22 protein-coding genes are annotated in these 25,608 nt (G+C 35.9%); 12 read left to right on the forward strand and 10 right to left on the reverse strand.

Annotated elements, in window-relative coordinates; all coding sequences use genetic code 11:
• Positions 1-125 precede the first annotated feature (125 nt).
• Together mtaB and EZJ43_RS11805 are read right to left on the reverse strand one after the other, a co-directional pair.
• Positions 126-1,445: a tRNA (N(6)-L-threonylcarbamoyladenosine(37)-C(2))-methylthiotransferase MtaB gene (gene mtaB, locus EZJ43_RS11800; protein WP_133262923.1), complete on the reverse strand. Its 1,320-nt coding sequence runs from the start codon at positions 1,443-1,445 to the stop codon at positions 126-128.
• A 65-nt stretch (positions 1,446-1,510) separates the two neighbouring features.
• On the reverse strand, positions 1,511-2,074 hold the full coding sequence (locus tag EZJ43_RS11805) for a UbiX family flavin prenyltransferase (RefSeq protein ID WP_133262924.1): 564 nt from the start codon (positions 2,072-2,074) through the stop codon (positions 1,511-1,513).
• Positions 2,075-2,250: 176 nt separating this feature from the next.
• Between EZJ43_RS11805 and EZJ43_RS11810 the strand changes: the two genes are divergently transcribed.
• From EZJ43_RS11810 to coaD, 4 genes are all read left to right on the forward strand, one after another.
• The gene (locus EZJ43_RS11810) at positions 2,251-3,951 is read left to right on the forward strand and encodes a ribulokinase (protein ID WP_133262925.1); all 1,701 of its coding nucleotides are present in this window, start codon (positions 2,251-2,253) and stop codon (positions 3,949-3,951) included.
• The gene (araD, locus tag EZJ43_RS11815; RefSeq protein ID WP_133262926.1) at positions 3,948-4,649 is read left to right on the forward strand and encodes an L-ribulose-5-phosphate 4-epimerase AraD; all 702 of its coding nucleotides are present in this window, start codon (positions 3,948-3,950) and stop codon (positions 4,647-4,649) included. The genes EZJ43_RS11810 and araD overlap by 4 nt, the downstream gene beginning before the upstream one ends.
• Before the next feature lie 827 nt (positions 4,650-5,476).
• A complete protein-coding gene (gene araA / locus EZJ43_RS11820) occupies positions 5,477-6,967 on the forward strand; it encodes an L-arabinose isomerase (protein WP_133262927.1) in 1,491 nt (496 codons plus the stop codon).
• 161 nt (positions 6,968-7,128) lie between these two features.
• Entirely contained in the window at positions 7,129-7,590 is a 462-nt protein-coding gene (gene coaD, locus EZJ43_RS11825) for a pantetheine-phosphate adenylyltransferase (RefSeq protein ID WP_133262928.1), read from the forward strand.
• A 10-nt stretch (positions 7,591-7,600) separates the two neighbouring features.
• On the opposite strand, the gene EZJ43_RS11830 is transcribed toward coaD, so the two are convergent.
• On the reverse strand, positions 7,601-8,650 hold the full coding sequence (locus EZJ43_RS11830) for an aldose epimerase family protein (RefSeq protein WP_133262929.1): 1,050 nt from the start codon (positions 8,648-8,650) through the stop codon (positions 7,601-7,603).
• 75 nt (positions 8,651-8,725) lie between these two features.
• On the opposite strand from EZJ43_RS11830, the gene EZJ43_RS11835 reads away from it, so the two are divergent.
• The 3 genes from EZJ43_RS11835 (at position 8,726) to EZJ43_RS11845 (ending at position 12,215) form a co-directional block, all read left to right on the forward strand.
• Positions 8,726-9,877 carry a galactokinase gene (locus EZJ43_RS11835; RefSeq protein ID WP_133262930.1) on the forward strand — a complete coding sequence of 384 codons (1,152 nt, stop codon included), beginning with the start codon at positions 8,726-8,728 and terminating at the stop codon, positions 9,875-9,877.
• A 30-nt stretch (positions 9,878-9,907) separates the two neighbouring features.
• Positions 9,908-10,438 carry an RNA methyltransferase gene (locus EZJ43_RS11840; RefSeq protein WP_133262931.1) on the forward strand — a complete coding sequence of 177 codons (531 nt, stop codon included), beginning with the start codon at positions 9,908-9,910 and terminating at the stop codon, positions 10,436-10,438.
• 499 nt (positions 10,439-10,937) lie between these two features.
• Entirely contained in the window at positions 10,938-12,215 is a 1,278-nt protein-coding gene (locus tag EZJ43_RS11845) for an OmpA family protein (protein WP_133262932.1), read from the forward strand.
• 69 nt (positions 12,216-12,284) lie between these two features.
• Here EZJ43_RS11845 and EZJ43_RS11850 read toward each other — a convergent pair whose 3' ends face one another.
• Complete coding sequence (locus EZJ43_RS11850) at positions 12,285-13,331, reverse strand: NAD(P)-dependent alcohol dehydrogenase (protein WP_133262933.1); 1,047 nt, start codon at positions 13,329-13,331, stop codon at positions 12,285-12,287.
• Between the two features lie 155 nt (positions 13,332-13,486).
• Here EZJ43_RS11850 and EZJ43_RS11855 point away from each other — a divergent pair, with 155 nt between their 5' ends.
• Positions 13,487-14,134, forward strand: a complete 648-nt coding sequence (locus EZJ43_RS11855) for a YceH family protein (protein ID WP_133262934.1) — start codon at positions 13,487-13,489, stop codon at positions 14,132-14,134.
• 146 nt (positions 14,135-14,280) lie between these two features.
• Here the strand turns inward: EZJ43_RS11855 and EZJ43_RS17180 are convergent, their stop codons facing one another.
• From EZJ43_RS17180 to EZJ43_RS11880, 6 genes are all read right to left on the reverse strand, one after another.
• Positions 14,281-14,442 (reverse strand): hypothetical protein, encoded by a 162-nt coding sequence (locus EZJ43_RS17180; protein ID WP_165953156.1) that lies wholly within the window; start codon positions 14,440-14,442, stop codon positions 14,281-14,283.
• 57 nt (positions 14,443-14,499) lie between these two features.
• Positions 14,500-14,829, reverse strand: a complete 330-nt coding sequence (locus EZJ43_RS11860; RefSeq protein WP_133262935.1) for a redoxin domain-containing protein — start codon at positions 14,827-14,829, stop codon at positions 14,500-14,502.
• Positions 14,830-14,850: 21 nt separating this feature from the next.
• Positions 14,851-15,357, reverse strand: coding sequence for a C40 family peptidase (locus EZJ43_RS11865; RefSeq protein WP_133262936.1), 507 nt, complete (start codon positions 15,355-15,357; stop codon positions 14,851-14,853).
• A gap of 46 nt (positions 15,358-15,403) precedes the next feature.
• The gene (mutS, locus tag EZJ43_RS11870; protein ID WP_133262937.1) at positions 15,404-18,016 is read right to left on the reverse strand and encodes a DNA mismatch repair protein MutS; all 2,613 of its coding nucleotides are present in this window, start codon (positions 18,014-18,016) and stop codon (positions 15,404-15,406) included.
• Positions 18,017-18,124: 108 nt separating this feature from the next.
• Entirely contained in the window at positions 18,125-18,832 is a 708-nt protein-coding gene (locus EZJ43_RS11875) for a DUF3307 domain-containing protein (protein WP_133262938.1), read from the reverse strand.
• Positions 18,832-19,443 carry a SatD family protein gene (locus EZJ43_RS11880; protein ID WP_133262939.1) on the reverse strand — a complete coding sequence of 204 codons (612 nt, stop codon included), beginning with the start codon at positions 19,441-19,443 and terminating at the stop codon, positions 18,832-18,834. Before EZJ43_RS11880 ends, EZJ43_RS11875 begins: the two co-directional genes overlap by 1 nt.
• 154 nt (positions 19,444-19,597) lie before the next feature.
• Between EZJ43_RS11880 and EZJ43_RS11885 the strand changes: the two genes are divergently transcribed.
• From EZJ43_RS11885 to pdeM, 4 genes are all read left to right on the forward strand, one after another.
• Positions 19,598-20,650 carry a ligase-associated DNA damage response exonuclease gene (locus EZJ43_RS11885; RefSeq protein ID WP_133262940.1) on the forward strand — a complete coding sequence of 351 codons (1,053 nt, stop codon included), beginning with the start codon at positions 19,598-19,600 and terminating at the stop codon, positions 20,648-20,650.
• Complete coding sequence (locus EZJ43_RS11890) at positions 20,647-22,236, forward strand: ATP-dependent DNA ligase (protein ID WP_133262941.1); 1,590 nt, start codon at positions 20,647-20,649, stop codon at positions 22,234-22,236. The genes EZJ43_RS11885 and EZJ43_RS11890 overlap by 4 nt, the downstream gene beginning before the upstream one ends.
• 216 nt (positions 22,237-22,452) lie before the next feature.
• Positions 22,453-24,933 carry a ligase-associated DNA damage response DEXH box helicase gene (locus tag EZJ43_RS11895; RefSeq protein ID WP_133262942.1) on the forward strand — a complete coding sequence of 827 codons (2,481 nt, stop codon included), beginning with the start codon at positions 22,453-22,455 and terminating at the stop codon, positions 24,931-24,933.
• A gap of 17 nt (positions 24,934-24,950) precedes the next feature.
• The gene (gene pdeM, locus EZJ43_RS11900; protein WP_133262943.1) at positions 24,951-25,589 is read left to right on the forward strand and encodes a ligase-associated DNA damage response endonuclease PdeM; all 639 of its coding nucleotides are present in this window, start codon (positions 24,951-24,953) and stop codon (positions 25,587-25,589) included.
• The last annotated feature ends 19 nt before the right edge of the window (positions 25,590-25,608 follow it).

The raw sequence follows: 25,608 nt of genomic DNA on the forward strand, positions 1-25,608 counted from the left end.
TACAATAAAAAAGCGAACGAGCGCACTATTGGATATAGAGATGCTCCCAACACAGTTTCTATTCTTTAAAAACCGGTTGATGAACTAAATCCTAAAAAAATTTAAAGTACTAAAATATCGAAGTATTAATGGCTGTAAACAGTTTCGAGTTCGGTCACATCCACTTCTCCATCCGCGTTTAGCGCCGAAAGTTTTACTCCTTTTAGTTCATTAACCATAAGCGGATCATATTTGGCCCTAACTTTTACATAGTTCTTCGTAAAACCGTGCATGTAACCCATTTTTTGATCGGCTTCGAAAAGCACTTCTGCATGGTTACCAATTTGAGATTCATAAAACGCTCTTCTTTTCTTATCAGATAAAATATGAAGCATTTTGCTACGTTCATTTCTTTCGCTTCCAGCAACTACGCCCTTCATTGCAGCTGCTTCCGTTTGTTCGCGTTCAGAATAGCTAAAAACATGCAAATAAGAAATATCCAACTCATTCAAAAACTTATAAGTTTCTAAAAAATCGGCTTTGGTTTCGCCAGGAAAGCCTACAATAACATCAACACCAATACAACAGTTTGGCATTACTTCCTTTATTTTTGCAACGCGTTCTACGTACAAATCGGTGCGGTAACGCCTGCGCATTAAACCCAAAATTTTATCCGAACCCGATTGTAATGGAATATGGAAGTGCGGCACAAAACTTTTCGATGTGGCAACAAATTCGATAATTTCGTTGCTCAAAAGGTTTGGTTCTATCGAAGAAATCCTGATTCTCTCAATGCCGTTAACTTCATCGAGTGCTTTCACCAAATCGAAAAATTTATCTTCACGCTCACCGTTTCTAATACCGAAATCGCCTAGGTTTACGCCTGTTAAAACAATTTCTTTTACGCCACTTTCAGCAATCATTTTGGCGCGATTAACGACATTTTCAATGGTATCACTTCGGCTGGCGCCACGAGCAAGCGGAATGGTACAGTAGGTACAAGGATAATCGCAACCATCCTGTACTTTTAAAAATGTACGCGTTCTATCACCTATAGAATATGAAGCAATGAAGTTGTGATTTACTTTTTCTATACTTTGTTGATGAACAACTGTTTTAGGCTTTTTAGTTAAATCGGTTATATATTCTACAATTCTGAATTTTTCTGCAGCACCCAAAACCATATCTACACCTTCAATTTCGGCAATTTCTTGTGGTTTTAGCTGCGCATAGCAACCTACAATGGTAACAAAAGCATTTGGAGAATACTTTAAAGCTTCTTTAACTACTTTTCTACATTTCTTATCAGCATGATCAGTTACCGAACAGGTATTAATCACATATACATCTGCCTTATCCTGAAAATCTACAACAGCATAACCCGCATCGGCAAATAAACGACCAATACTTGATGTTTCTGAGAAATTTAATTTACAACCTAACGTATAAAAAGCTACTTTTTTCATTGATGCGCAAAGATAGGAATTAGATATGATTATTGAGAAGTGAGATAAAATGAAAATTTGATTAATTATGCCTCATTCCACCTATAGCTATCAACCTCAAAACCAGCTAAATCTAAAACCCTGCTCACAACTGTTCCTGCAACTTCTTCAATACTTTTTGGCAAGCTATAAAATGATGGATTTGCGGGGCAAATAATCCCACCGGCCTCCGTAACCGTTTTCATATTATTGATATGGATTAAACTAAATGGCGTATCTCTAACCACGGCAATTAACTTTCTCCGTTCTTTTAAAATAACATCAGCGGCTCTTGATATTAAATCATTGGATATGCCATGCGCAATCCTGCCTAAAGTACCCATAGAGCATGGTACAATTATCATGGTGTCGTATTTTGCAGAACCTGATGCAAAAGGTGCGTTGAAATCATTTTTGCTGTAAAAATTGAAATTATAATTATTGTAAGCCTCATTGCCGAGTTCATATTTCCAAACGTCTTTGGCATTATCGCTCATCACTACGCCAACGGCATCTATTTGATCTTCAATTTTTGCAATTTGATCAAATAAAACTTTCGCATAAACAGACCCGCTTGCGCCTGTAACAGCAATTATAATTTTTCTCTTCATCTGATACAAAAGTAACGTTAGTACAATCTGTTTAAAAATTTGATTAAACATCTCTTGGTAAAAATTAAACTAGAATTAAATTTTAAAACCATCATTAAATAAGCTAAATTAAAATGTGAAAAAATAAATTTTGTTTAATAAAATAATAAACGTTAATTTAACATTTATTAAAAAATATGGATACAACAAAATATGTAATTGGTGTTGATTATGGTACAGATTCTGTACGATCAGTTTTGGTAGATACTAAAGACGGTAAAGAGATTTCGACATCGGTGTTTTTCTATCCTAGATGGAAAAAAGGATTATATTGCAACCCTGCAAAAAATCAGTTTAGGCAACACCCATTAGATTATATAGAAGGGATAGAACATACCATTAAAGACTGTTTATTGAAAGCTGGTGGCGGAGCAGTTGCCAAAGAAGTTAAAGGCATTACAATTGATACAACAGGCTCTACTCCTATAGCCGTAGATGGCGCAGGTTTGCCCTTAGCTTTAAAGCCAGAATTTGAGGAGAATCCAAATGCAATGTTTGTGTTGTGGAAAGACCATACAGCTGTTGCCGAAGCAAGAGAAATTAACGACCACGCGAAGAAATTCGAAATAAACTATTTAAAATTTTGTGGTGGAATTTATTCGTCGGAATGGTTTTGGGCAAAACTTTTACATGTTGTTAGAACAGATAAAGTTGTAAAAGCTGAGATGATTTCTTTTGTGGAACAATGTGATTGGTTGCCATTTTATTTATGTGGCGGTAGTGATGTAAAAAACCTCAAACGCAGTCGTTGCGCTGCGGGTCATAAAGCTTTATGGGCGGCAGAATTTGGCGGTTTACCACCAGAAGATTTTTTTACAAGTTTAGATCCACTATTAAATGGATTTAGAGATGATTCTTTTGAGAAAACATATACAGCCGACACTTCAGTAGGAAATTTAAGTGCATTTTGGGCAGACAAGCTTGGTTTAACCACTGATGTAATAATTGGCATTGGTGCATTTGACGCGCACATGGGTGCAGTGGGTGCTCAAATTGAACCCTATTATTTAAGTAAAGTAATGGGCACAAGTACCTGCGATATTTTAGTTGCACCCAATAAAGATATGGAAGGGAAATTGGTGGGCGGAATTTGTGGACAAGTAGATGGTTCCGTTTTACCGGACATGGCAGGATTAGAAGCAGGTCAATCGGCTTTTGGAGATGTTTACGCATGGTTTAAAAATTTAATTAGCTGGCCATTAAATCATTTACTTACCGAATCAGCTGTAATTGACAAACAAACAGCAATAGCTTTAAAAGAAGAAGTAGAATCGAAAATAATTGCCAAACTGAGCAAACAAGCCGAAGAATTGGGCGATGGAGATTATGCCGAGTTGGCAATTGATTGGCTAAACGGAAGAAGAACGCCAGACGCCAACCAAGAACTAAAGGCTGCTATAACTGGATTATCATTAGGAACCGATGCACCGAAATTTTTTAGGGCATTGGCAGAAGCTACCTGTTTTGGCTCTAAAAGTATTGTAGATCGTTTTCGTGATGAAGGTGTTGCTGTTGAAGGAATTATTGCAATTGGCGGTGTCGCCAAAAAATCGCCATACATTATGCAAATGATGTCGGATATTTTAGAAATGCCGATTAGAGTACACAAAACAGAACATACCTGCGCATTAGGCGCGGCAATGTTTGCTGCCGTGGCATCGGGTATTCATCCAACTATACAGGATGCAATAACGGCCATGGGCGCGGGATTTGAAAAAGAATACCAGCCAAACCTGCAGAAGCAAAATATGTACCGCCAACATTACCAAAAATATTTAGGATTAGGTAGGTATATTGAAAGGTATAACAATAAAGATTTAAAACAATTTACACTGTGAGCATTTACCAAGATATACAAGAACAGGCTTATGAAGCCAATATGCAACTACCAAAATTAAATTTGGTATTGTTTACCTTCGGTAATGTTAGTGCTGCAGATCAATCAAAAGGTGTGTTTGCTATTAAACCAAGCGGTGTACCTTATGAGGAGTTAACGGCTGATAAAATGGTTATAGTTAATTTTGATGGCAAAACCATTGAAGGTAATTTAAGACCATCATCTGATACGCAGACGCATGCTGTTTTGTACAAAAACTGGTCGGATATTAGTGGAATTGTACACACACACTCTACTTTCGCAACAGCTTGGGCACAAGCGCAAACTGCAATTCCGATTTTTGGAACTACCCACGCAGATCATTTAACTGTAGATATTCCCTGTGCACCGCCAATGGATGACGATATGATAAGCGGGAATTATGAGTACGAAACTGGTTTCCAAATCATCAATCATTTTAAAAAATTGGGTTTAAGTTATAAAGAAGTAGAAATGATTTTAGTTGGTAACCACGCGCCTTTTACGTGGGGCAAAACTGCCGAAAAAGCCGTTTACAACAGTGCTGTTTTAGAGGCTGTGGCGCAAATGGCTTTGCTTACCAGACAAATAAATCCATCTGCACCGAAACTTAAAGACTCGCTAATTCAAAAGCATTTTCAGCGGAAACATGGCGATGGCGCTTATTATGGCCAGAAATAGGTTGAAGATCAAAGAATCAAGAGCAAGGAAAAATGGCAAAGCGTATTAAAATAAATGAGAGGTTGCATAGTTATGATATTGTGAACACAAACTTTTTAAGCTTAAAAAAACCATTCCGTTTGTTGCTTTTATAATGCTAAAAATGATTTTTACACGGGAGATATTTGGCTGTCGAAGCGTTTAAATTATATAGCGGGGCAAATGCTTTTAAACATTTTGGCTAAAGCCAATAATGACTTTAACAATAATCCGTCGGTTAAAACCGACGGCAATGATAAAATACATAGTCCTTGGTTTAATCAAAGGGATTATAAAAAGGATTTTAAACCGACGGCGATGGTAAATTGCATAGTTCTTGGCTTCAATAAAGGGATTATTTAGAAGGGTTAAAACCGATGGCAATGATAAAATGCATAGTTTTTGGTCTCAACAGAGAGATTATTTAGAAGGGTTTTAAACGTACAGCGGTGGTAAATTCATAGCCCTTGGCTTCAGCCAAGGGATAATATGGAATTTGAAATAGGCTTTAGCCAAAAATTGAACAAATTACAATAACAGAATTTGAAAAGCGCCTGCCTGAGTTATATAGGTTTACCCGAATTATTTAAACCTGATTGGAGTGAGCACGAAACCCGTTTTTCTCGGGTGAGTAAAACGGAAAGCGGGACTATCGTAACCGATAAAAGACAGAACCTTGGTTTTCAAACAAAAAGAAGCCGAAAATGGAACAAAGAGCAAGGATTAAAGAATAAAGATCCAAGGTATAATTCTAAAATGATAACCCATAACTGGAAAACAAAAATAATACAACTTAACACCCATATAAAATGATTGATTTAAAAAAATTACAGGTTTGGTTTATTACCGGAACACAGAATTTATACGGCGAGGAAACGTTAAAGCAAGTTGCTATACATGCCGAAGAGGTTGCAAGATCGATTAATTCGAATGCTAGCATTTCAGTTTCAGTAGTTTTTAAACCAATAGTAAAAACACCCGAAGAAATTTACGAAACACTTTTACAGGCCAATAGCGATGAAAATTGTATTGGTGTAATGACTTGGATGCATACTTTTTCGCCTGCAAAAATGTGGATTAGAGGCTTAAATGCATTGCAAAAACCTCTTTTACACTTACATACTCAATTTAATAGAGACATACCTTGGAAAACAATTGATATGGACTTTATGAATTTGAACCAAAGCGCGCACGGCGATCGAGAATTTGGATTTATGGTTACTAGAATGCGTAAAGACCGCAAAGTTGTTGTGGGCCATTGGCAGGATGAAGAAGTAATTAAGCAGGTTGATACTTGGTGCAGAGCAGCTGCAGGTTGGAACGATTGGCAAGGTGCAAAATTTGCCCGTTTTGGCGATAATATGCGTTATGTTGCGGTAACAGATGGCGATAAAGTTGAGGCTGAGATGAAATTTGGTTTCTCGGTAAATACGTATGGTATTGGCGATTTAGTTGCTGTAATTAATAATGTAAGTGACGAAGATGTAAAAAAATTAACCGATGAGTATGAAAATACTTATAAAATGGCTGATAATTTAAAGGCCGGTGGTGCAAAATATCAATCGGTATTTGATGCCGCAAAAATAGAATTAGGCTTAAGGAAATTTTTGGCCGATGGCAATTTCAAAGGATTTTCTGACACGTTTGAAGATTTACACGGCATGATTCAACTACCTGGAATTGCTGCACAACGTTTAATGGCCGATGGTTATGGTTTTGCTGGTGAAGGTGACTGGAAAACGGCTGCTTTGGTGCGTGCTTGTAAAGTTATGGGCGCTGGTTTAGCTGGTGGAAATGCTTTTATGGAAGATTACACGTACCATTTCGATCCATCAAATTCGATGGTTTTAGGTTCGCACATGTTGGAAATTGATGCCTCTTTAGCCGATGGAAAAGCGAGTTTAGAAGTTCACCCTTTGGGCATTGGTGGTAAAGCAGATCCTGCACGTTTGGTGTTTAATGTTGCCGGTGGCGATGCATTAAACGCATCTTTAATTGATATGGGCAACCGTTTCCGCTTATTAGTTAATGAGGTAGAAGCGGTAGAAGTAGAAAACGATTTGCCTAATTTACCTGTTGCACGTGTTTTATGGAAGCCATTACCTGATATGAAAACAGGCTGCGCAGCTTGGATTTATGCAGGCGGTGCACATCATACCGTTTACAGTCAAAATTTAACAACCGAACATTTATTAGATTTTGCAAATATTGCAGGTATTGAGTACATTAATATTGGTGCAGATACAAAAATTAACCAATTTAGAAATGAATTGCATTGGAACGATGTTTTTTACAAATAGCGTTTAAAGCTAATGATTGAAGTTAAAATCCAATAGCTTAAAAAACTATTGGATTTTTTTAATGCTGATACGTTAATAATTTTTGAAGGATTAATTTTTATCGGTTATGTTTAAATAATGCGCTACTTTTTCCTTCACTGATAAACCTTTATATTTGAAATATGAAAATAGCACTTTTTCCGGGATCTTTCGATCCGATTACAATTGCCCATGTAGATATATTACAACGTGCAACTACGCTTTTTGATAAAATTGTGATCGGCATCGGCTTAAACAGTGCTAAACAAAACTTTTTAACCGCAGAACAACGTTTGCAGATTTTAAACAAAGTTTTCGCTGGTTATAAAAATATAGAAATTAGCACGTATGAAGGTTTAACGGTTGATTTCTGCAGGAAAATTAACGCTACTTACATGGTACGAGGAATCCGTTCAGCATCTGACTTTGAGTATGAAAGAGCAATTGCCCAAATTAATCAAACTATGATGCCAGAAGTAGAAACAATTCTATTGTTAAGCAAGCCAGAATATTCTGCAATAAGCTCTACAATTGTGCGCGATATTTTACGAAATCATGGCGATGTTAGTCCGTTTGTGCCGAAAGAAGCTTTAGCATTTTTATAGCCTTTAGTTGTTATTCAATTAAACTTACTTTAAAAATGGTTGTCTGCGTGTACAAATCTTCAGGCTGTAAAACCGTGTTAGGAAACTCTGGAATATTTACCGCATTTGGATGGTGCTGTGTTTCAATGCAAAAACCATCAAAAGCCTCATAATTTTTTCCACCTTTGGCATTTTTAACATCCAAATACTTACCTGTATAAATATGTGCAACAGGTTCTGTAGTATAAACCGATAACATTAAACCACTTTCTACTTCTGAAGTTTTACTTGCAAGTGTTAAATCGCCATAAGCTTTATTTAATACAAAACTTTTATCATAACCCTCCATCGGATTACAATCTTTGCCAATTTCTTTCGCAGTTCTAAAATCAAATTCTGTATTTGCCACAGGCAAAACTTTACCTGTAACGGCAAAATCTTCATCTTGCTCTAAATATGCTGGTGCAAACACCTGTAAATGATGCTGGTTAACACTGGCTCCGTTAGGCGATAAATTAAAATAAATATGATGCGTTAAATTAATCGGTGTATCTTCATCAGTTTCTGCTTCGTAACTTAAAATCAGTTCATCGTTATCCGTCAGTTCAAAAGTAAGTTCAACCAATAAATCCCCTGGAAAACCTTCTTCGCCATCAACACTCTCATATTGCAGTGTAACCGAAGCATTTACTTCGTTATCCGTTTCTACAATATCCCAGAGTTTACGATCAAAACCCTCAGCCCCACCGTGTAAAGTACAATTCCCAGAATTTCTTTCCAGTTCGTAATCCTGATCGGCAATACTAAATTCACCACCCTTAATACGGTTTGCATATCTACCAATTACGGTATTTAAGTAAGGATAATTTGCTAAATAATCAGCATTCAAATATTGCTCAAAAGTATCGAACCCCAAAACAATGTCTTGCCTCTCGTTTTTAATATTTTTAACAATAAACTTATTTATAATTGCACCATAATTAAAAATTTGAACATAAGTTCCCTTATTATTTGTTAATTCTATCGCAATAACTTCATTATCGTTAATTATTATTCCTGTTGGTATTTGCTTTACTTGCATAAATTGTAACTTAGGGGTTTTATTTATAAACAAACATACCACTATATAATTTTTTATTAAAATTTTTTAAATCTGATGAAAGTTCAACTTGAAGAAAAGTTTGTAGAGCAGTACAACAAAAATGCGGATGCTGTATATTTTACCCCAGGTAGAGTAAATTTAATTGGTGAACATATAGATTATAATGGTGGCCTTGTGATGCCTTGCGCAATAACTTTAGGCACATGGCTTGCCATTTCTCCTAATAACGAAAATGTATTTAGATTTAAAAGTTTAAATTTTGAAGCCGTAGCTGAAATAAGTGCAAGCCATGAGCATGAAAAAAATGAAGGTTTTTGGTTTAATTATCCTATCGGGATGATTAATCAATTTATTAAAGACGGCAAGCAGTTTACAGGTTTAGATTTTTTATTCGTTGGCAACATTCCCATCGGTTCTGGTTTATCATCATCCGCTTCTATCGAGATTGCAACTGCTTTCGCATTAAATGATCATTTTAATTTAGGATATGAAAAGTTAGACTTGGTTAAATTTGCAAAACGCGTTGAAAACGAATTTATCGGTGTAAATTCTGGTATTATGGATCAATTTGCGGTTACTTTTGGCGAAAAAGATAAAGCAATTGTATTGGATTGCGACACTTTAAAAAACAAGTTGGTTGATGTTAAATTAGGCAATTACGTTTTGGCCATTATCAATACAAATAAACCAAGAGAGCTGGCAGATTCTAAATATAATGAACGTGTTGAAGAATGTGCCCAAGCATTAGCAGCTTTAAATACAGAAGTAACATTAAACAATCTTTGTGAATTAACTGCAGAAAAATTTGCGCTCCACAGTCATGTAATTACAGATCAGATTTTGATGAACAGAGCTACGCATGTTGTTAAAGAAAATGATCGGGTACATTTGGCAGCGAAAGCATTAAACGCCGGCGATTTAACAGAATTTGGAAGATTAATGTACGCTTCGCATCAATCACTTAAAGATTTATATGAAGTTAGCGGTAAAGAGTTAGATGCAGTTGTTGATTTCTGCGCAGGATACGACCACGTAATTGGCGCAAGAATGACGGGTGCCGGATTTGGCGGTTGCGCAATTGCACTTTTAGAAAAAGGCTATGAAGAAGATTTTGCGAAGCATTTAACCGATTTTTATGTGGACAAGATTGGTTATCCGGCTGCGGTTTACATTAGTAAAATTGGCGATGGTCCTACTATGCTTTAATATTTTAAATCTATTTAAGTTAAAGCATTGATGAAAAAGCTAAAATTAGAGGATTTAAATCGCCCAGACATAGAAACGTTTAAATTACAAGAGAAATTGCCAGTTGTAGTTGTGTTAGATAATGTAAGGAGCATGCACAATGTAGGCTCGGTTTTTAGAACTGCAGACGGATTTGCGCTAGAAAAAGTTATACTTTGTGGCATTACTGCACAACCACCACACAGAGAAATAGAAAAAACGGCATTGGGCGCAACACAATCTGTAAACTGGATTCATTATGCCAATACTATTGATGCTATAAAACAATTAAGGATTGATGGTTACGAAATTGTGGCCATTGAGCAAGCAGAAAATAGTACAATGCTTAATAAGTTTAAACCAGATTCGAGTAAAAAGTATGCACTTATATTTGGAAACGAAGTGGATGGCGTTGACGACGATGTGATGCAAAATATAGATGAGTGCATAGAGATTCCACAATTCGGCACCAAACATTCATTCAATATAGTAATATCGGCAGGCATTGTATTGTGGGATTTCTTTGCGAAATTACGATTGTGATAGGTAAAAGTCCATATTAAATAACACAGCGTTATAAATTGTAGAAAGTTGTTATTTCGCAGTGTCTGTTGCGAAATTACACCAACACGACCAATTTTATTGAAAAATCAATTTTAAAACCGCTTAATGGGGGTATTTTAAACAAATCTTGATGCGAAAACTTGCTTAGAACTAAGAAATGCGTTTAAGTTGAAATTAAAAACTCCGAACCAAGAATAATTACTTAAAGTGAAAATAGTTTTAAAAATTTATGTTAAAAAATGTGAAATTTATGACTATTGCAAATAAATTGCTTACTTTAGTAAATGTGTACACAATTCTGTACAGTCAATTTTCATAAAATTTGTGGCAAGTAGCTATATATTTTAATCGATGTAATTTATAATATACTGATTTATTGTAAGTTAATATTAAATTGTGTTTTTGGCAAGGTTTTTTCTTAAGGTTTAGTAATTACGCAGTTTAACAAGCTGCTTATACTTAACGAAAAAAGAAAGAAATGAAATTAAACATTACAAAATCAACAATGTTGGTTGCCTTACTAGGCTTATCCTCACAATTATTTGCACAAGACGCACCAATGAATTCTAAATTCGAAAAGAAAGACTTTAGAACTTTTAGTGTTGGTGCTCACGGTGGTATTTTAAGCCAAAACACTTTTTTAGGTGGAACAAGCGTTACTGCTAAAGAATTTAAAAGTATCGGTTACGGTGCATTTATGAAATTACAAGTTTTACCAGCATTAGGTTTACAAGCTGATTTCCTTCGTGGAGATGTTAAAACTTCTACTGGTCTTGGTGAAAAAGTTAATCAAATTAACTATGCGGGATCGTTAACTGCAGTATTAAACATTGCAAACTTTAGTTTTAATACTGAAAATGCAGTTTTAATTCCTTACGTAAAAGCAGGTGCTGGTTATATGAGGTCAAATTCAGATTTAGCAGGTACACGAGTTTATTCTAATAAAGAAGGATGGTACATTCCTACAGGTGTTGGATTTAAATTAGGTGTTAGTAAAGGAATCAATTTAGATTTCGGTTATGATATCAACTTCATTAAATCTCCTTCAGCTGTGAAAGGCGATTTCAACGGAGCAAGATATTCTTATTCTCACGCAGGTATCGAGTTTGCTATTGGTGACAAAAACAAATCTCAATTACAAAACTACAGTGCAATTGCTGATTTACGTAAGCAAAGTGCTGCAGAAAGCGCTTATTTGAGAAATGCTTTATCTACTGCTGAACAAAATGCTGCTAGAGATAGAGCACAGTATGCTAAAGATATGGCTGATGATGATAATGATGGTGTTGCAAATAAATTTGACAAATGTGCAGGTACTGCAGCAGGAACTGTTGTTGATGGATCTGGTTGTCCTTTAGTAACTCCAAAACCACAAATCATTAAAGAAACTAAAGTTATTGTAACTGAAGAAGATCGCAAAGTATTGAAAGATGCAATCGCGAATTTAGAATTTGACTTAGGTAAATCTACAATCCGTAGCAAATCTTATTCAACTTTAAATAGAGTAGCTGCGTTATTAGTAGAGAAAAACTTTAGCTTAAAATTAGCTGGTCACACAGATATCACTGGATCAAGAGAATTGAACTTACGTTTATCTAAAGATAGAGCTGAATCAATCAAAGCTTACTTAGTTTCTCAAGGTGCTAATGCATCAAGAATCGAAGCTACAGGTTACGGACCTGATCAACCAATTGCTACAAACAAAACAGCAGCTGGTCGTCAAGAAAACCGTCGTGTAGAATTCACAATTTACTAAGCGTAAATTAAAGCACATAAAAAAAGCCTTCCCGAAATTCGGGAAGGCTTTTTTTGTATAATAAATATTTTAAATTGTGCTAACATCGATAACGAAACGATATTTAACATCGCTGTTAAGCACACGCTCATAAGCTTCATTAACGTAATTGATGTTAATCACTTCTACATCAGATACAATGTTATGTTCAGCACAGTAATCCAACATTTCTTGTGTTTCATCAATTCCGCCAATGCTCGATCCGGTAATGGTTTTGTTGCCACCTAAAAGTAAAAAACCAGTTAACTTAATAGGTTCTGGCGGAATACCAACACAAATTTGCACGCCGTTTATGTTCAGCATATTCAAATACATATCATAATCGTGCGGTGCAGAAACAGTATCAATAATAAAATCGAAGTAACCTTTGTAATTTTTAACCTCTTCTGCATCTTTTGTAACCACAAATTTATGTGCGCCTAATTTTTTAGCATCTTCTTTTTTTGATGGAGATGTACTTAAAACAGTAACTTCAGCACCAAAAGAAACTGCGAATTTTACGGCCATGTGCCCCAAACCACCTAAACCTAAAACAGCAACTTTGTGCCCTTTGCCAATTCCCCAACGTTTTAGTGGCGAGTAAGTGGTAATACCTGCGCAAAGCAATGGCGCTACACCCTCTATTGGTAATTTTTCAGAAACGTGTACAACAAATTCTTCTGTACAAACTATTTTAGTAGCGTAGCCACCATAAGTTGGCGTTTTCTTATCGCGTTCTAATCCGTTGTAAGTCATAACGGTTTCGCCACGTTCGCAAAATTGCTCCTGACCGCCTTTACAGGTTGGGCATTCTTTACAGCTATCAACCATACAGCCAATCCCTGCTAAATCGCCGATTTTAAAGTTAGCTACTTCTGATCCTATTTCGGCAATGCGCCCAACAATTTCATGTCCGGGCACCATCGGGTAAATAGCTGGCCCCCATTCGCTTCTAACTTGATGAATATCAGAATGGCAAACGCCACTGAACAAAATATCAATTAATACATCTTTAGGCCCTAACTCTCTTCTCTCAAAATTCCATGGCGCTAATTTATCCGCCTTATTGTGAACTGCGTACCCTTTTGTTGCTATCATTATTATATATTTTTTTCAAATTTAAGGAATTGGAACACCATATTTAGTCACCTCAAAATGTTTAAGCGTTAACAGATTGTAAAATAAAAATCGAAAACCATCTGATAATCGCCATTAAGTTTTTTTAATTAGCGATCTATTTCTATTTTTATAAAATGGACGATGTTAAACCACTACCAGATTTATCTGCAACAGAACAAAGAGTTTTGGGTTCGCTGATTGAAAAAAGCAGAACCACACCTGATTATTACCCAATGACATTAAATAGTTTAACAACGGCTTGCAATCAAAAAAGTTCAAGAAACCCGGTTGTTAATTATGATGATGAAACGGTAATACTTACTTTAAATTCTCTAAAAATTAAAGGTTTAATCTCCACAGCAACGGGAGGTTCGAGCAGGGCAACTAAATACAAACATAATTTAGCCATCGTTTATCCTCTACTCCCATCAGAACTAACTATTATCTGTTTGCTTTTATTGCGCGGCCCCTTAACGCCAGGCGAAATTAATAGTAATGCTGCAAGACTCTACGACTTTGAAACCATTGAAGAGATTGTAGAACTGTTAAGAAAACTAGCAGAAGAGCAACCAGCATTTGTAAAACAATTACCAAAAAAGACCGGACAAAAGGAAGCGAGATTTGTTCACTTATTGGGAGAGCAGTTGGAGGTTGAGGAACCAGAGATCGTTCAAACATTAAGCGCCGCTCCAGTTGATGAAGAATTAGCAAATCGGGTTGCAACTTTAGAGAAAGAGGTTGAAGAATTAAAAGAAATGGTAAACTTATTGATGAACAATTAAGTTCTACCGGTAGTGTACAAATAAATTTTGATTAAAAGATTTGAAAGCGCTATTCGGTAAGTTAGCAATAGTTTTAATTGAGATATTGATTGTTATAAAACTGAATATGAGTTTTTTATAAAATACAGATAAATATTATTTAAACCCTATTTAATTAAACTGTCTAATTTATTTGCTGCAATTTTATCGATTTTAGCTTTCTTTAATGTTGGATCATTATCAATTTTGCCTATATATTTTATCACGTATCCGCTTTTAACTTTTTGCAAAATTACTACCCTTGGTGTATCTTTAATACCGAAAAGCATTGAATATTTAAACTGAGTATCCGCCAGATATGGAAATTTGATATGCTTTTCGGCAACCTACTTTTTCATTGCCGGCATGGCATCTAAAGGATACTTCACTGAATCATCACCGTAAGGCGAAATACCTATTACAGGATATCCTAAAGTTTTATACTTATCGTCTAATGCAATAATCCTATTTTCGTATAGCATACAATATTCACAGTTCGGAGCTATAAAAGCGAGTATAAAACCTTTTATATCATTTTGCGCATCGAGACTATACGCGCGGTCATTCACATTGGTTAACACGATATTGTTTGTTGTATCTCCAACCATTAAAACTTTCTGTGCATGCGTTAAAGTAAATGTAAACAACAAAACGATTATTAAAATTTGCTTTTTCATTTAATTTTTCTACTAATTATCTTAATTAATTGACCCTGATTTAACCATAACTTTTTGATAGGCTGGCAAAGTCAAATCATCAACAATCACGCCACGGGTTGTACTTGCATGAACAAAAAAACCATCGTTTAAATAAACCCCAACATGATCTACATCTTTACCTCCGAACGAGAAAAATATTAAATCACCTTCATTTAAATTTGCTAAATTTTTGGTTCGGATGGCATTTGCTTGGTCGCGAGATATTCGAGGTAAAGTTTTACCATAAATTTCCTTTTCCAATAAATACACGAAACCCGAACAGTCGATTCCGCTTTTGTCCATCCCGCCAAAGCGGTATTTTACTCCAGTCCAATCTGTAATAAAACGATAAAGTTGCTTGCTTTTTAATGCCGACATTGCATCAGCCGCTTTTGCTGCCTTTGTATCACTTTTAACGGTATATTTTCTAGCACCACAAGATGATAAGCATAACAAAATTGCTATTAAATAAAATAAGTAGGTGTTATTGGATAAATTTTTATTCATTGCACTACAATTTTTAGAAGCAATACTATGCCAACCTTTAAATCATTTAATTCTTAATCAATCTTTGTATTTCATCAAGTTTCAGCAAAGCCTCTACCGGAGTTAACGCATTTACATCGAGATTATTTAAATTATCTCTAATTTTTACCAAAACTGGATCATCAATGGCGAACATTTGCAATTGATAGGCCTGATTTTGTACCTTTTTAATACTGTCTTTTATACTCTGTCCCTCCGTCCTATCTATCTCCAATTTTTTCAATATTTCATTTGCACGAGATATTAATTTAGGAGGCATGCCGGCCATTTTAGCAACATGAATACCAAAACTATGCTCACTTCCACCAGGCACTAGCTTTCTTAAAAAAATAACTTTATTAGTCATCTCTTTAACAGAAACATTAAAATTTTTGATGCGAGGCATAGTGTTGGCCAATTCGTTTAACTCGTGGTAATGCGTGGCAAACAACGTTTTCGGTCTCGATGTTGGGTGCTGATGCAAAAACTCGGCTATGGCCCATGCGATAGAAATTCCATCATAAGTACTCGTTCCTCGACCAATTTCATCCAGAAGAATTAAACTGTTATCAGAAATGTTATTTAAAATACTGGCCGTTTCATTCATTTCTACCATGAAAGTACTTTCTCCAGATGAGATGTTATCAGAAGCACCAACACGGGTAAATATCTTATCAACCAAACCAATATCAGCAGCCTTTGCAGGCACAAAACACCCCATTTGGGCCATTAAAACGATTAATGCCGTTTGCCTTAGTATGGCCGATTTACCGGCCATGTTGGGGCCTGTAATCATTATAATCTGCTGATTTTCCGTATCTAAATACACATCGTTGGTAATGTATTCTTGTCCGGCAGGCAATTGCTTTTCGATTACTGGATGTCTTCCACCCTTAATATCGAGTTCTTTAGTATTGTTAACCTTTGGCTTTGTATAATGATTTTTTTCGGCCAGTTGCGCAAAACACAATAAACAATCCAACTGCGCTATTAAATACGAATCGAGTTGAATTGGTTTGATGTAACTTGCCGTATCGTACATCAATTCGTTATACAAGCGTATTTCTATGACTTGAATCTTTTCTTCTGCACCTAAAATTTGATCTTCATATTCCTTTAATTCGGGCGTAATATATCGCTCTGCGTTAACCAAAGTTTGTTTACGAATCCATTCCGTTGGTACTTTATCTTTATGGGTGTGGGTAACTTCCAAATAGTACCCAAAAACATTATTAAAAGCTATTTTTAAAGATGGGATACCCGTTGCTTCCGCTTCGCGTTTTTGTATTTGAACTAAGTAATCTTTACCACCAAACGCAATTTTACGAAGACGGTCTAATTCATCATCAATACCATCGGCAATTACATTTCCTTTAATCAGCAACGCAGGAGGATCGGGCTGTAATTCCTTTTCAATCCGTTCTCTGATGGTTACACATGGATTTAACTGATCGGCAATTTTGATTAGAAATTGATTTTTAGAGCTTGCAGCGAGATTTTTTACGGCTTCGATATGTGTTAAGGCTCTTTTAAGCGCAATTAGCTCTCGCGGACCAACACGTTGCAAACCCACCTTAGAAATGAGTCTTTCAATATCGCCAATTTGTTTAATATGTGTTAAAAACTCTTGTTGTAAATCTATATTTCGAACAAAAAAATCGACCATTCCTAAACGCTCTTCTATGGGCTTAAGCTCTTTCAATGGCATAATAATCCACTTTTGAAGCAAACGTGCCCCCATTGGCGTACAGGTATGATCCAAAATATCGAATAATGTAACAGCGTGATCGTTAGGTGAATTTACCAATTCCAAATTCCGAATGGTAAACCGATCTAACCACATGTATTTATCTTCTTCAATTCTGCTAATGGAAGTGATGTGTTGTAAATTACGGTGTTCGGTTTCACCCAAATAATGTAATATTACGCCAGCGGCGATAATTCCACTTTGCAAACGCTCTATTCCAAAACCTTTGAGTGATACAACATCAAAATGCTTGGTTAACGTTTCTTCTGCATAATCAGCGGTGTATGGCCATTCATCTAAACCAAATGTATAGAAGCGATCGCCAAATTGCTCCATAAAGATTTGGCGTTTCGATTTCTGAAAAATAACCTCACTGGGTTTAAAACCCTGTAAAAGCTTATCAATATAATCGCTATTTCCCTGCGCAATCATAAATTCGCCGGTAGATATATCTAAAAATGAGATGCCAATTTGAGTTTTATCAAAAAAAACTGAAGCTAAATAATTGTTTGTTTTTTGATTTACAATATTATCACCATAAGCAACACCGGGCGTTATTAATTCTGTAACACCTCTTTTTACAATTGTTTTAGTTGTTTTAGGATCTTCGAGCTGATCGCAAATGGCAACACGTTGCCCTGCCCTAACCAATTTTGATAAATAATTATCTAAAGAATGGTGCGGAAAACCCGCCAGCTCCAAAGCGCCTCCGTTAGGTCCTGTACCTCTTCTTGTTAAAACAATACCTAAAATTTGCGAAGTTTTAATGGCATCTTCGCCAAAGGTTTCGTAAAAATCGCCAACCCTAAATAATAAAAGTGCACCAGGATATTTCGCTTTAATAGCGTTGTACTGTTGCATTAACGGGGTTTCTTTATTCTTCTCTTTAGCCAAAATTGATATTAATTTACAAAAGCCATAAAGATAACACGATTAAACATTCTATGGCTGTTTTATTGAAAATTTAAAAAAGATTTTTTGCAAAATTAAACGGTAGCCAACTTATAAATATTGCGTAACCAACATGCCAATAACAATTGCAATACCGAAACTTAAAAGCGTGCCGATGAGCACGTATTCAGTTAGTTTAATGTCGTGCGCTTCTTTTAAATCGCCAAACCGGAATATAGATTTTGCAGCAAGTAAAAAACCTACAGCTTCGAAGTGCTGGGTAATTAAAAATAGAAAAATCAGTAATCTTTCTAAAATACCAATATACTTACCTGCGTTTTGTAGCGAATTAGTTTTATTCTGATCATCTGCTGGCAACCATTTCGCAATAATTACTTTCATAATTATGGATGTAGGCATCGTTAAAAAAAGCAACCCAGAAATCAAAATCCATGTCTTAACTTCGTTAAAGTAACTAATATTAATCTGGCCGTTGTAATAAATATTCCAAATTAAAACAATTGAACAACAATGAAAAAATTGATCGATAAAGAACAATACCCTTGCATTTTTTTTAGTTTGAAATGAGATTTTAAATGCATCAATAATAAAGTGAATTATACCAATTGAAAGTGCTACTTTCCAGACACCTACGCTCCAAAAAATTAGAAATATTAAAATAATGTGGATTAGAACATGTAAATATAACCACTTTGACCTAAGCTTTTTACTTTCTTTATCCTTAACCCAAGCATTAGGTTGTAAAAAGAAATCGCCAATTAAATGTGCGAGCAGGAGTTTAATTAGGTATATATCCATTATTTAGCCATTAGTAGGTTTATTTTTTTACGATAAAGCTTATCCATCTCCATAATCTCCGAAAAGTGTGCACGCTTTAATGCTTCACTTACTGATGATTGGGTTCGCCCAGAAATCATGGCCAACTCACTTTGTACAGCGTTTTCATTTTCTAAGGCCAGTTTTACCATTTCTGCTGCCACAATTCCCCAGCTGTCCATTGCAATTAGTGCAAGCTTAAGCATTACATTTATTTCTTCATCAAATTCAGAAAAAGACGTTTTAATGGCTAAGTTAACTTTCGATTGTTTTAGGCTATCAAATGCTAATCCTGAGTAGGTAAATGCATCTCCATTAGATTCTGACAGCTTTTTACGCTTAGTTTTAACCTCGCCAATGCCTATACCCATCCTAACATCTGCAGGCTTGTTTATCCTAATGCAAGCTTTTAAATAGGCTACATTTATTATCGCCTTTTCTGGCTCAATTTGTATCTGAAAACTATCTCCCCGATAAATTTCCCACTTATTATTCGGTTCAGATACCAATTTAAGCGCACTTTTTAAGCTTAGTAGCCAACTGTCTTTAATTTTTCTGGAGCCTACAATATCACCTGTTACAATACAAATCATGTACTAATATATCTATAAAAATTCAAACTTTCAAAAATTATCGGGTATTTAGCCGATAATCCTATTTATCGGGTAATTAGCCGATATTTTCGATTATCGGGTATTTAGCCGATAATACTGTAAAACTTAAATATATTTTTTTTGTTTATTAATCATGGCGTTAATCACATTTACTAAAAGAGGAATATATTGCAAGCAGGGCGATTTTTATGTAGATCCTTGGTGGCCGGTAGATTATGCGGTAACGACACATGGACATAGCGACCATGTGCGCTTTGGGAATAAGCACTATTTGTGTCACACCTTAACAAAACCCATAATTAAACGTAGAATTAGCGAAGATTTAAATGTAGAAACGCTCAATTACGGCGAAAGTATTGTTAGAAATGGTGTAAATATTTCATTTTATCCTGCGGGTCATATTATTGGTTCTGCACAGGTCCGCTTAGAATATAAAGGAGAAATATGTGTTATTTCGGGCGATTACAAAATAGAAGATGATGGCATTAGCGATGTGTTTGAGCCTGTAAAATGCCATTCATTTGTTTCGGAGAGCACTTTCGGTTTGCCAGTTTACAAATGGCAAAAGCAAGATGTAGTGTTTGATAAAATTAAAAATTGGGTTGGCGATAACATCAATCAGCAGAAAACAAGCATATTAATTGCATACAGTTTAGGCAAAGCACAACGCTTAATTAAAAACCTTGCTGGTGATGTTCCAATATACGTACACAACAGCATTGCAAATTTAAATGAGGTAATTATAAAATCGGGCGTTAATCTTCCAGAAACTATCAGAATTACACCAGATATTACAAAGGATGAATTACAGAAAGGCATTGTGATTGTTCCGCCTGCCATGAGAGATAGCCGTTGGATTAAAACCTTATCTCATCCGGTAACGGGTATTTGCTCTGGATGGATGCAAGTTCGTGCACACCGCCGCTGGCAAAGTGCAGATGCAGGTTTTGCATTGAGCGACCATGCCGACTGGCCGGGTTTAATGGAGGCTATAAAGGCAACAGAGGCAGAAAAAGTGTATGTAACCCATGGTTTTACAGCAGCGTTTAGTCGGTTTTTAAATGATAGTGGAATCGAGGCTGAAGAGGTAATGACGAAGTTTGGACAAGAAGATGATGAAGAGAATAAAGTAGATATGGATGCTACTGAAGATCGAAATGTTGAAACTATAAATCAATCAGTATGAAACTTTTCGCAAAACTGATACAGCAATTAGAGCTGAGCAATAAAACAAATGATAAGATTACTGCATTGGTAGATTATTTTAATTGTGCCGATGATAGAGATAAAATTTGGGTAATTGCACTTTTTACGGGTAAAAAACCTAAGCGACCAATAAAATCAACTTTGTTAAAATATTGGGCTATAGATATTACCCAAACGCCAGAATGGTTATTTTCTGAAAGCTATGCTAACGTTGGCGATTTGAGCGAAACCATCGCCCTGCTCCTTCCTCCTGCCGAAAATACATCAGATTTTCGATTGCATAAATGGATTGAAGATTTGCATGACTTACAAGGAAAAGACGATGAAACCAAAAAAGAATTCATCCTAAATGCGTGGAATAAATTAGAAACTCAAGAACGATTTATTTTTAACAAACTCATCTCTGGCAATTTTAGAATTGGTGTTTCCAACAAAATGCTTGTTAATGCTTTGGCTAAACAAAGTAGTTTAGATAGTGCACAGGTTATGCACAGCATTATGGGTAAATGGGATCCTTATGAAATTACTTTTGGAGAACTAATTAATGGAAATCACGTAAATACCGATAATTCTTGGCCTTATCCGTTTTGCCTGGCTTATCCATTAGAGCAAGAAACCGAAAAGCTGGGCGATATTTCTGATTGGCAAGCAGAGTGGAAATGGGATGGTATTCGCGGACAAATTGTGAAACGTAATGGCGAGCTTTTTATTTGGAGTCGTGGTGAAGAATTGGTAACGGAGCAGTTTCCCGAATTACATTTTTTAGTTGATGTACTGCCTGATGGCGTTGTTATAGATGGAGAAATACTTGCAATTAAAGATAAAAAAGTATTGTCTTTCAGCACTTTACAACAACGCTTAAACCGTAAAACTATAACTAAAAAGCAGTTAGAAGATGCACCAATTGGATTTTTTGTTTACGATATTTTAGAATTTGAAACTAAAGATTATAGAGCATATTCACTTGCTGAAAGACGCAAAATTTTAGAAAAATTAATCGGGGATTTGGATGAAAGTGTTGTAATACTTTCGCCAGTTATCAATTGTAAAAGCTGGGAGGAATTGGCCGAATTAAGACAAACTGCCCGCGAACTCAATAGTGAAGGTATTATGCTTAAAAAATTAAGTTCTCATTATCATAGTGGACGCAAGCGCGGCGATTGGTGGAAGTGGAAAATAAATCCATATACGGTTGATGCAGTGATGATTTACGCACAAAAAGGCAGTGGAAGACGAGCAAATTTCTTTACCGATTACACTTTTGCAGTGCGTGATGGGGAAAAATTAGTAACCATTGCAAAAGCCTATTCTGGATTAACCGATAAAGAAATAAAAGAGGTAAACTCATTTGTAAATAAAAACTCGATAGAAAAATTCGGACCAGTGCGAACAGTAAAACCCGAATTGGTTTTCGAAATTGCTTTTGAAGGTATAGCAGAAAGTAAACGGCACAAAGCAGGCTTAGCATTGCGCTTTCCAAGAATTTTACGTTGGCGAAAGGATAAAAAAGCAGATGATATTAATACATTGGAAGACTTGAGGGAATTGCTAGCATCGACAATGTAAATCACGACAGCTTTGAAATATTTAAGTTACTTAGGTTTACCTAAATATTTTAAACCCGACAGCAGTGTAAATCTCCCGATCCGATAGCTATCGGATTTTCATCGGGAATTGTAACGAATGGCGGGACTGATTTAACCGAAGGATTACTGCAGTTCGTTTTCAAAAAAAAATAGATTTAGACAATAAGATGTCAAATAAGAAAAAGGACACCAAAATATGGATCAAACCAAAACAAAGGGTTATAAAAAAATAAAAGCTTGGCTTAAAGCAAATAAGCGCAAGCCGTTTAAATTTCAAGAAGACGCTTGGCAGAATTATTTAAACGGTTACAGCGGTTTGGTTAATGCGCCTACTGGTTTCGGCAAAACATACTCTTTATTTCTGGCGGTGCTAATTGAGGCTTTAAATGCATCAGACATAAATAATAAAAAAGCAAAAGACCGTTTACAACTTATTTGGATTACGCCATTGCGTTCGTTAGCGAAAGATTTAGCTAGGGCAATGCGAGAAACCTTATTGGAACTCGAATTAGATTGGATTGTCGGTGTGCGCAACGGCGATACTTCTCAGGCTGAAAAACTGCAACAGAAAAAATCGATGCCCGAGATTTTATTAATTACTCCTGAAAGCTTACACCTGCTTTTGGCACAGAAAGGTTCTTCTATCCTATTCAAAAATTTAAAATGTATTGTTGCTGATGAGTGGCACGAACTACTAGGAAGTAAGCGTGGTGTTTTAGTAGAGCTTGCCGTATCAAGAATAAAAGGTTTACAACGGCAAGAGAAAAACGAATTTTTACGCGTTTGGGGCATTTCGGCCACCATTGGCAACATAGAAGAAGCTTTAGATGTGCTAGAACCTGATGAAAGTGCTAAAAGAATTATCATTAAAGCCGATCTAGAAAAGAAAATCATCATCAAATCTATATTACCAGATGATATTGAAACGCTACCTTGGGCTGGGCATTTGGGATTAAAGTTAGCTTATAAACTGCTACCAATTATTGAGAAGAGCAAAACAACTTTAATCTTTATCAATACGCGTGGCCAATCAGAAATGTGGTACCAGCATTTGCTAAATTTACAGCCAGAATTGGCCGGAAGAATTGCAATTCACCATGGATCGATAGATTTCGAACTCCGAAACTGGATTGAAGATGCATTGCATACCGGACAATTAAAAGCCGTTATCGCCACTTCATCGTTAGATTTGGGTGTAGATTTTAAACCCGTAGATACGGTGGTACAGGTTGGTTCGCCAAAAGGTGTTGCCCGTTTTTTACAACGTGCTGGTCGCTCAGGCCACTCGCCAAATGAAACCTCTAAAATTTACTTTTTACCAACTCACGCTTTAGAATTAGTAGAGGCTGCAGCCATTAAAGAAGCTGCTAGAAATAACAATATAGAAAGTAGAGAACCATTTATTATGGTTTTTGATACACTCATTCAATACTTAGTTACGCTTGCCATCGGCGATGGATTTGACGATAAAATTATTTATGAAGAGATTAGAAATACCCACGCATTTAAGATGATTTTACCCGAAGAATGGGCTTGGGTTATGCAATTTATCACTTCAGGTGGAGATAGCTTAGGTGCTTATAATGAGTTTAAAAAGGTAACAAAAGATGAAGATGATGGACTTTGGAAAGTAAAAAGCCGACAGCTTGCCATGCGACACCGTTTGCATATTGGCACTATTGTTAGCGATGCCATGCTTAAAGTTAAGTTTCTTTCGGGCGGATATATTGGCATGGTTGAAGAGTATTTTGTAACCCGTTTAAAAGCTGGCGATAATTTCCGTTTGGCTGGACGGGTTTTAGAATTTGTGCACGTTAAAGATATGACGGTCATTGTACGCAATAGCAAGCAGAAAAATGCAGTTTCGCCAAGTTGGAACGGTGGACGATTGCCGCTTTCCTCAAACCTCGGTTCAGTTTTGAGAAAAAAATACAACGAAGCTTTAGATAAAACACATCAGGACGAAGAACTGGATTGCGTTTATCCGCTATTTCTATTACAAGAAAAACGCTCTCATGTACCCAGAAATGATGAGTTACTAATTGAGTTAATCAATAATAAAGAGGGCTTTCACTTATTCGCCTATCCTTTTGAAGGCAGATTGGTACACGAGGTTTTGGCCGCGTTAGTTGCGTATCGTTTAAGTAAATTATTGCCGATTAGTTTCTCTATTGCTATGAATGATTATGGGTTTGAATTGCTGAGCGAAACTGAAATTCCGATGGATGAATCTATTGCTTACGAAGTTTTCTCTCCAAAAAATTTGACGGAAGATATTACTCTGAGTATCAACTCTACAGAAATGGCAAGAAGAAAATTTAGAGATATTGCTTGTATTTCTGGATTGGTATTTCAAGGTTATCCTGGCAAATATGTTGCAAATAAGCATTTGCAGTCATCGGCGGGTTTGTTTTTTAATGTTTTTAGCGATTACGATAAACATAATTTACTTTTGCGCCAAGCGTACGATGAAGTGTTTTATCAGCAATTGGAAGAACCCAGATTGGCGGCTGCTTTGGAGCGGATTCAAAATGGCGCAATTGTAATAACCAATCCAAAAAGTTTTACGCCACTATCGTTCCCCATTAAGGTTGATAGTTTACGAGAAAATATGAGCTCTGAAGAATTAGAGCACCGAATAGCAAGGATGAAAGCAGAAGTAGAGAAAATTAGGTAAGAATAGGAAAAAAATACATGACCATAACAAGCCACGGAGAAGAGTTGATTTTAGATGAAGAAAGGGCTTTATACCTACCAAAATACAGTCTTTTGGCCATAAGTGATTTACACTTAGGCAAATCAGCACATTTTCGTAAAGCAGGTGTTCAAGTGCCTGCTACCATTGCACAAAGTGATTTAGAAAGACTTAGTCTCCTTCTACAAAAATACAATCCTCAAACCTTGTTAATTAATGGCGACATGTTTCATCATGGATTAAATTCTGACATAGTAGAATTTACCACTTGGAGAAAACAATTTAGCAAGGTGAAGTTTTTATTGGTTAAAGGAAATCATGATCGTTTGGAAAACACCGATTACGCTAAAATGAACATAGATATTCACGAACCTAGTTATTGCTTAGCGCCTTTTTGCTTTATCCATGATGCCCCACAAAATACGCGAGCAGAACTTTATCCGATCAGTGGCCACATTCACCCCGGCGTTTCTATAAAAGGAAAAGCAAAGCAACGCCTAAAATTTCCTTGCTTTTATTTCGGTAGAGATTATGCTGTTTTGCCTGCATTTAGTACGTTTACTGGCTTGTACAATATTTACCCGAAAACAGATGAAAGAATATTTGCAGTTACGCCAAATAGAGTGGTAGAAGTTTAAATTAGTTAAAATTGGAAAA

The organism is Pedobacter changchengzhani, assembly GCF_004354365.1.
GTDB classification, from domain to species: domain Bacteria; phylum Bacteroidota; class Bacteroidia; order Sphingobacteriales; family Sphingobacteriaceae; genus Pedobacter; species Pedobacter changchengzhani.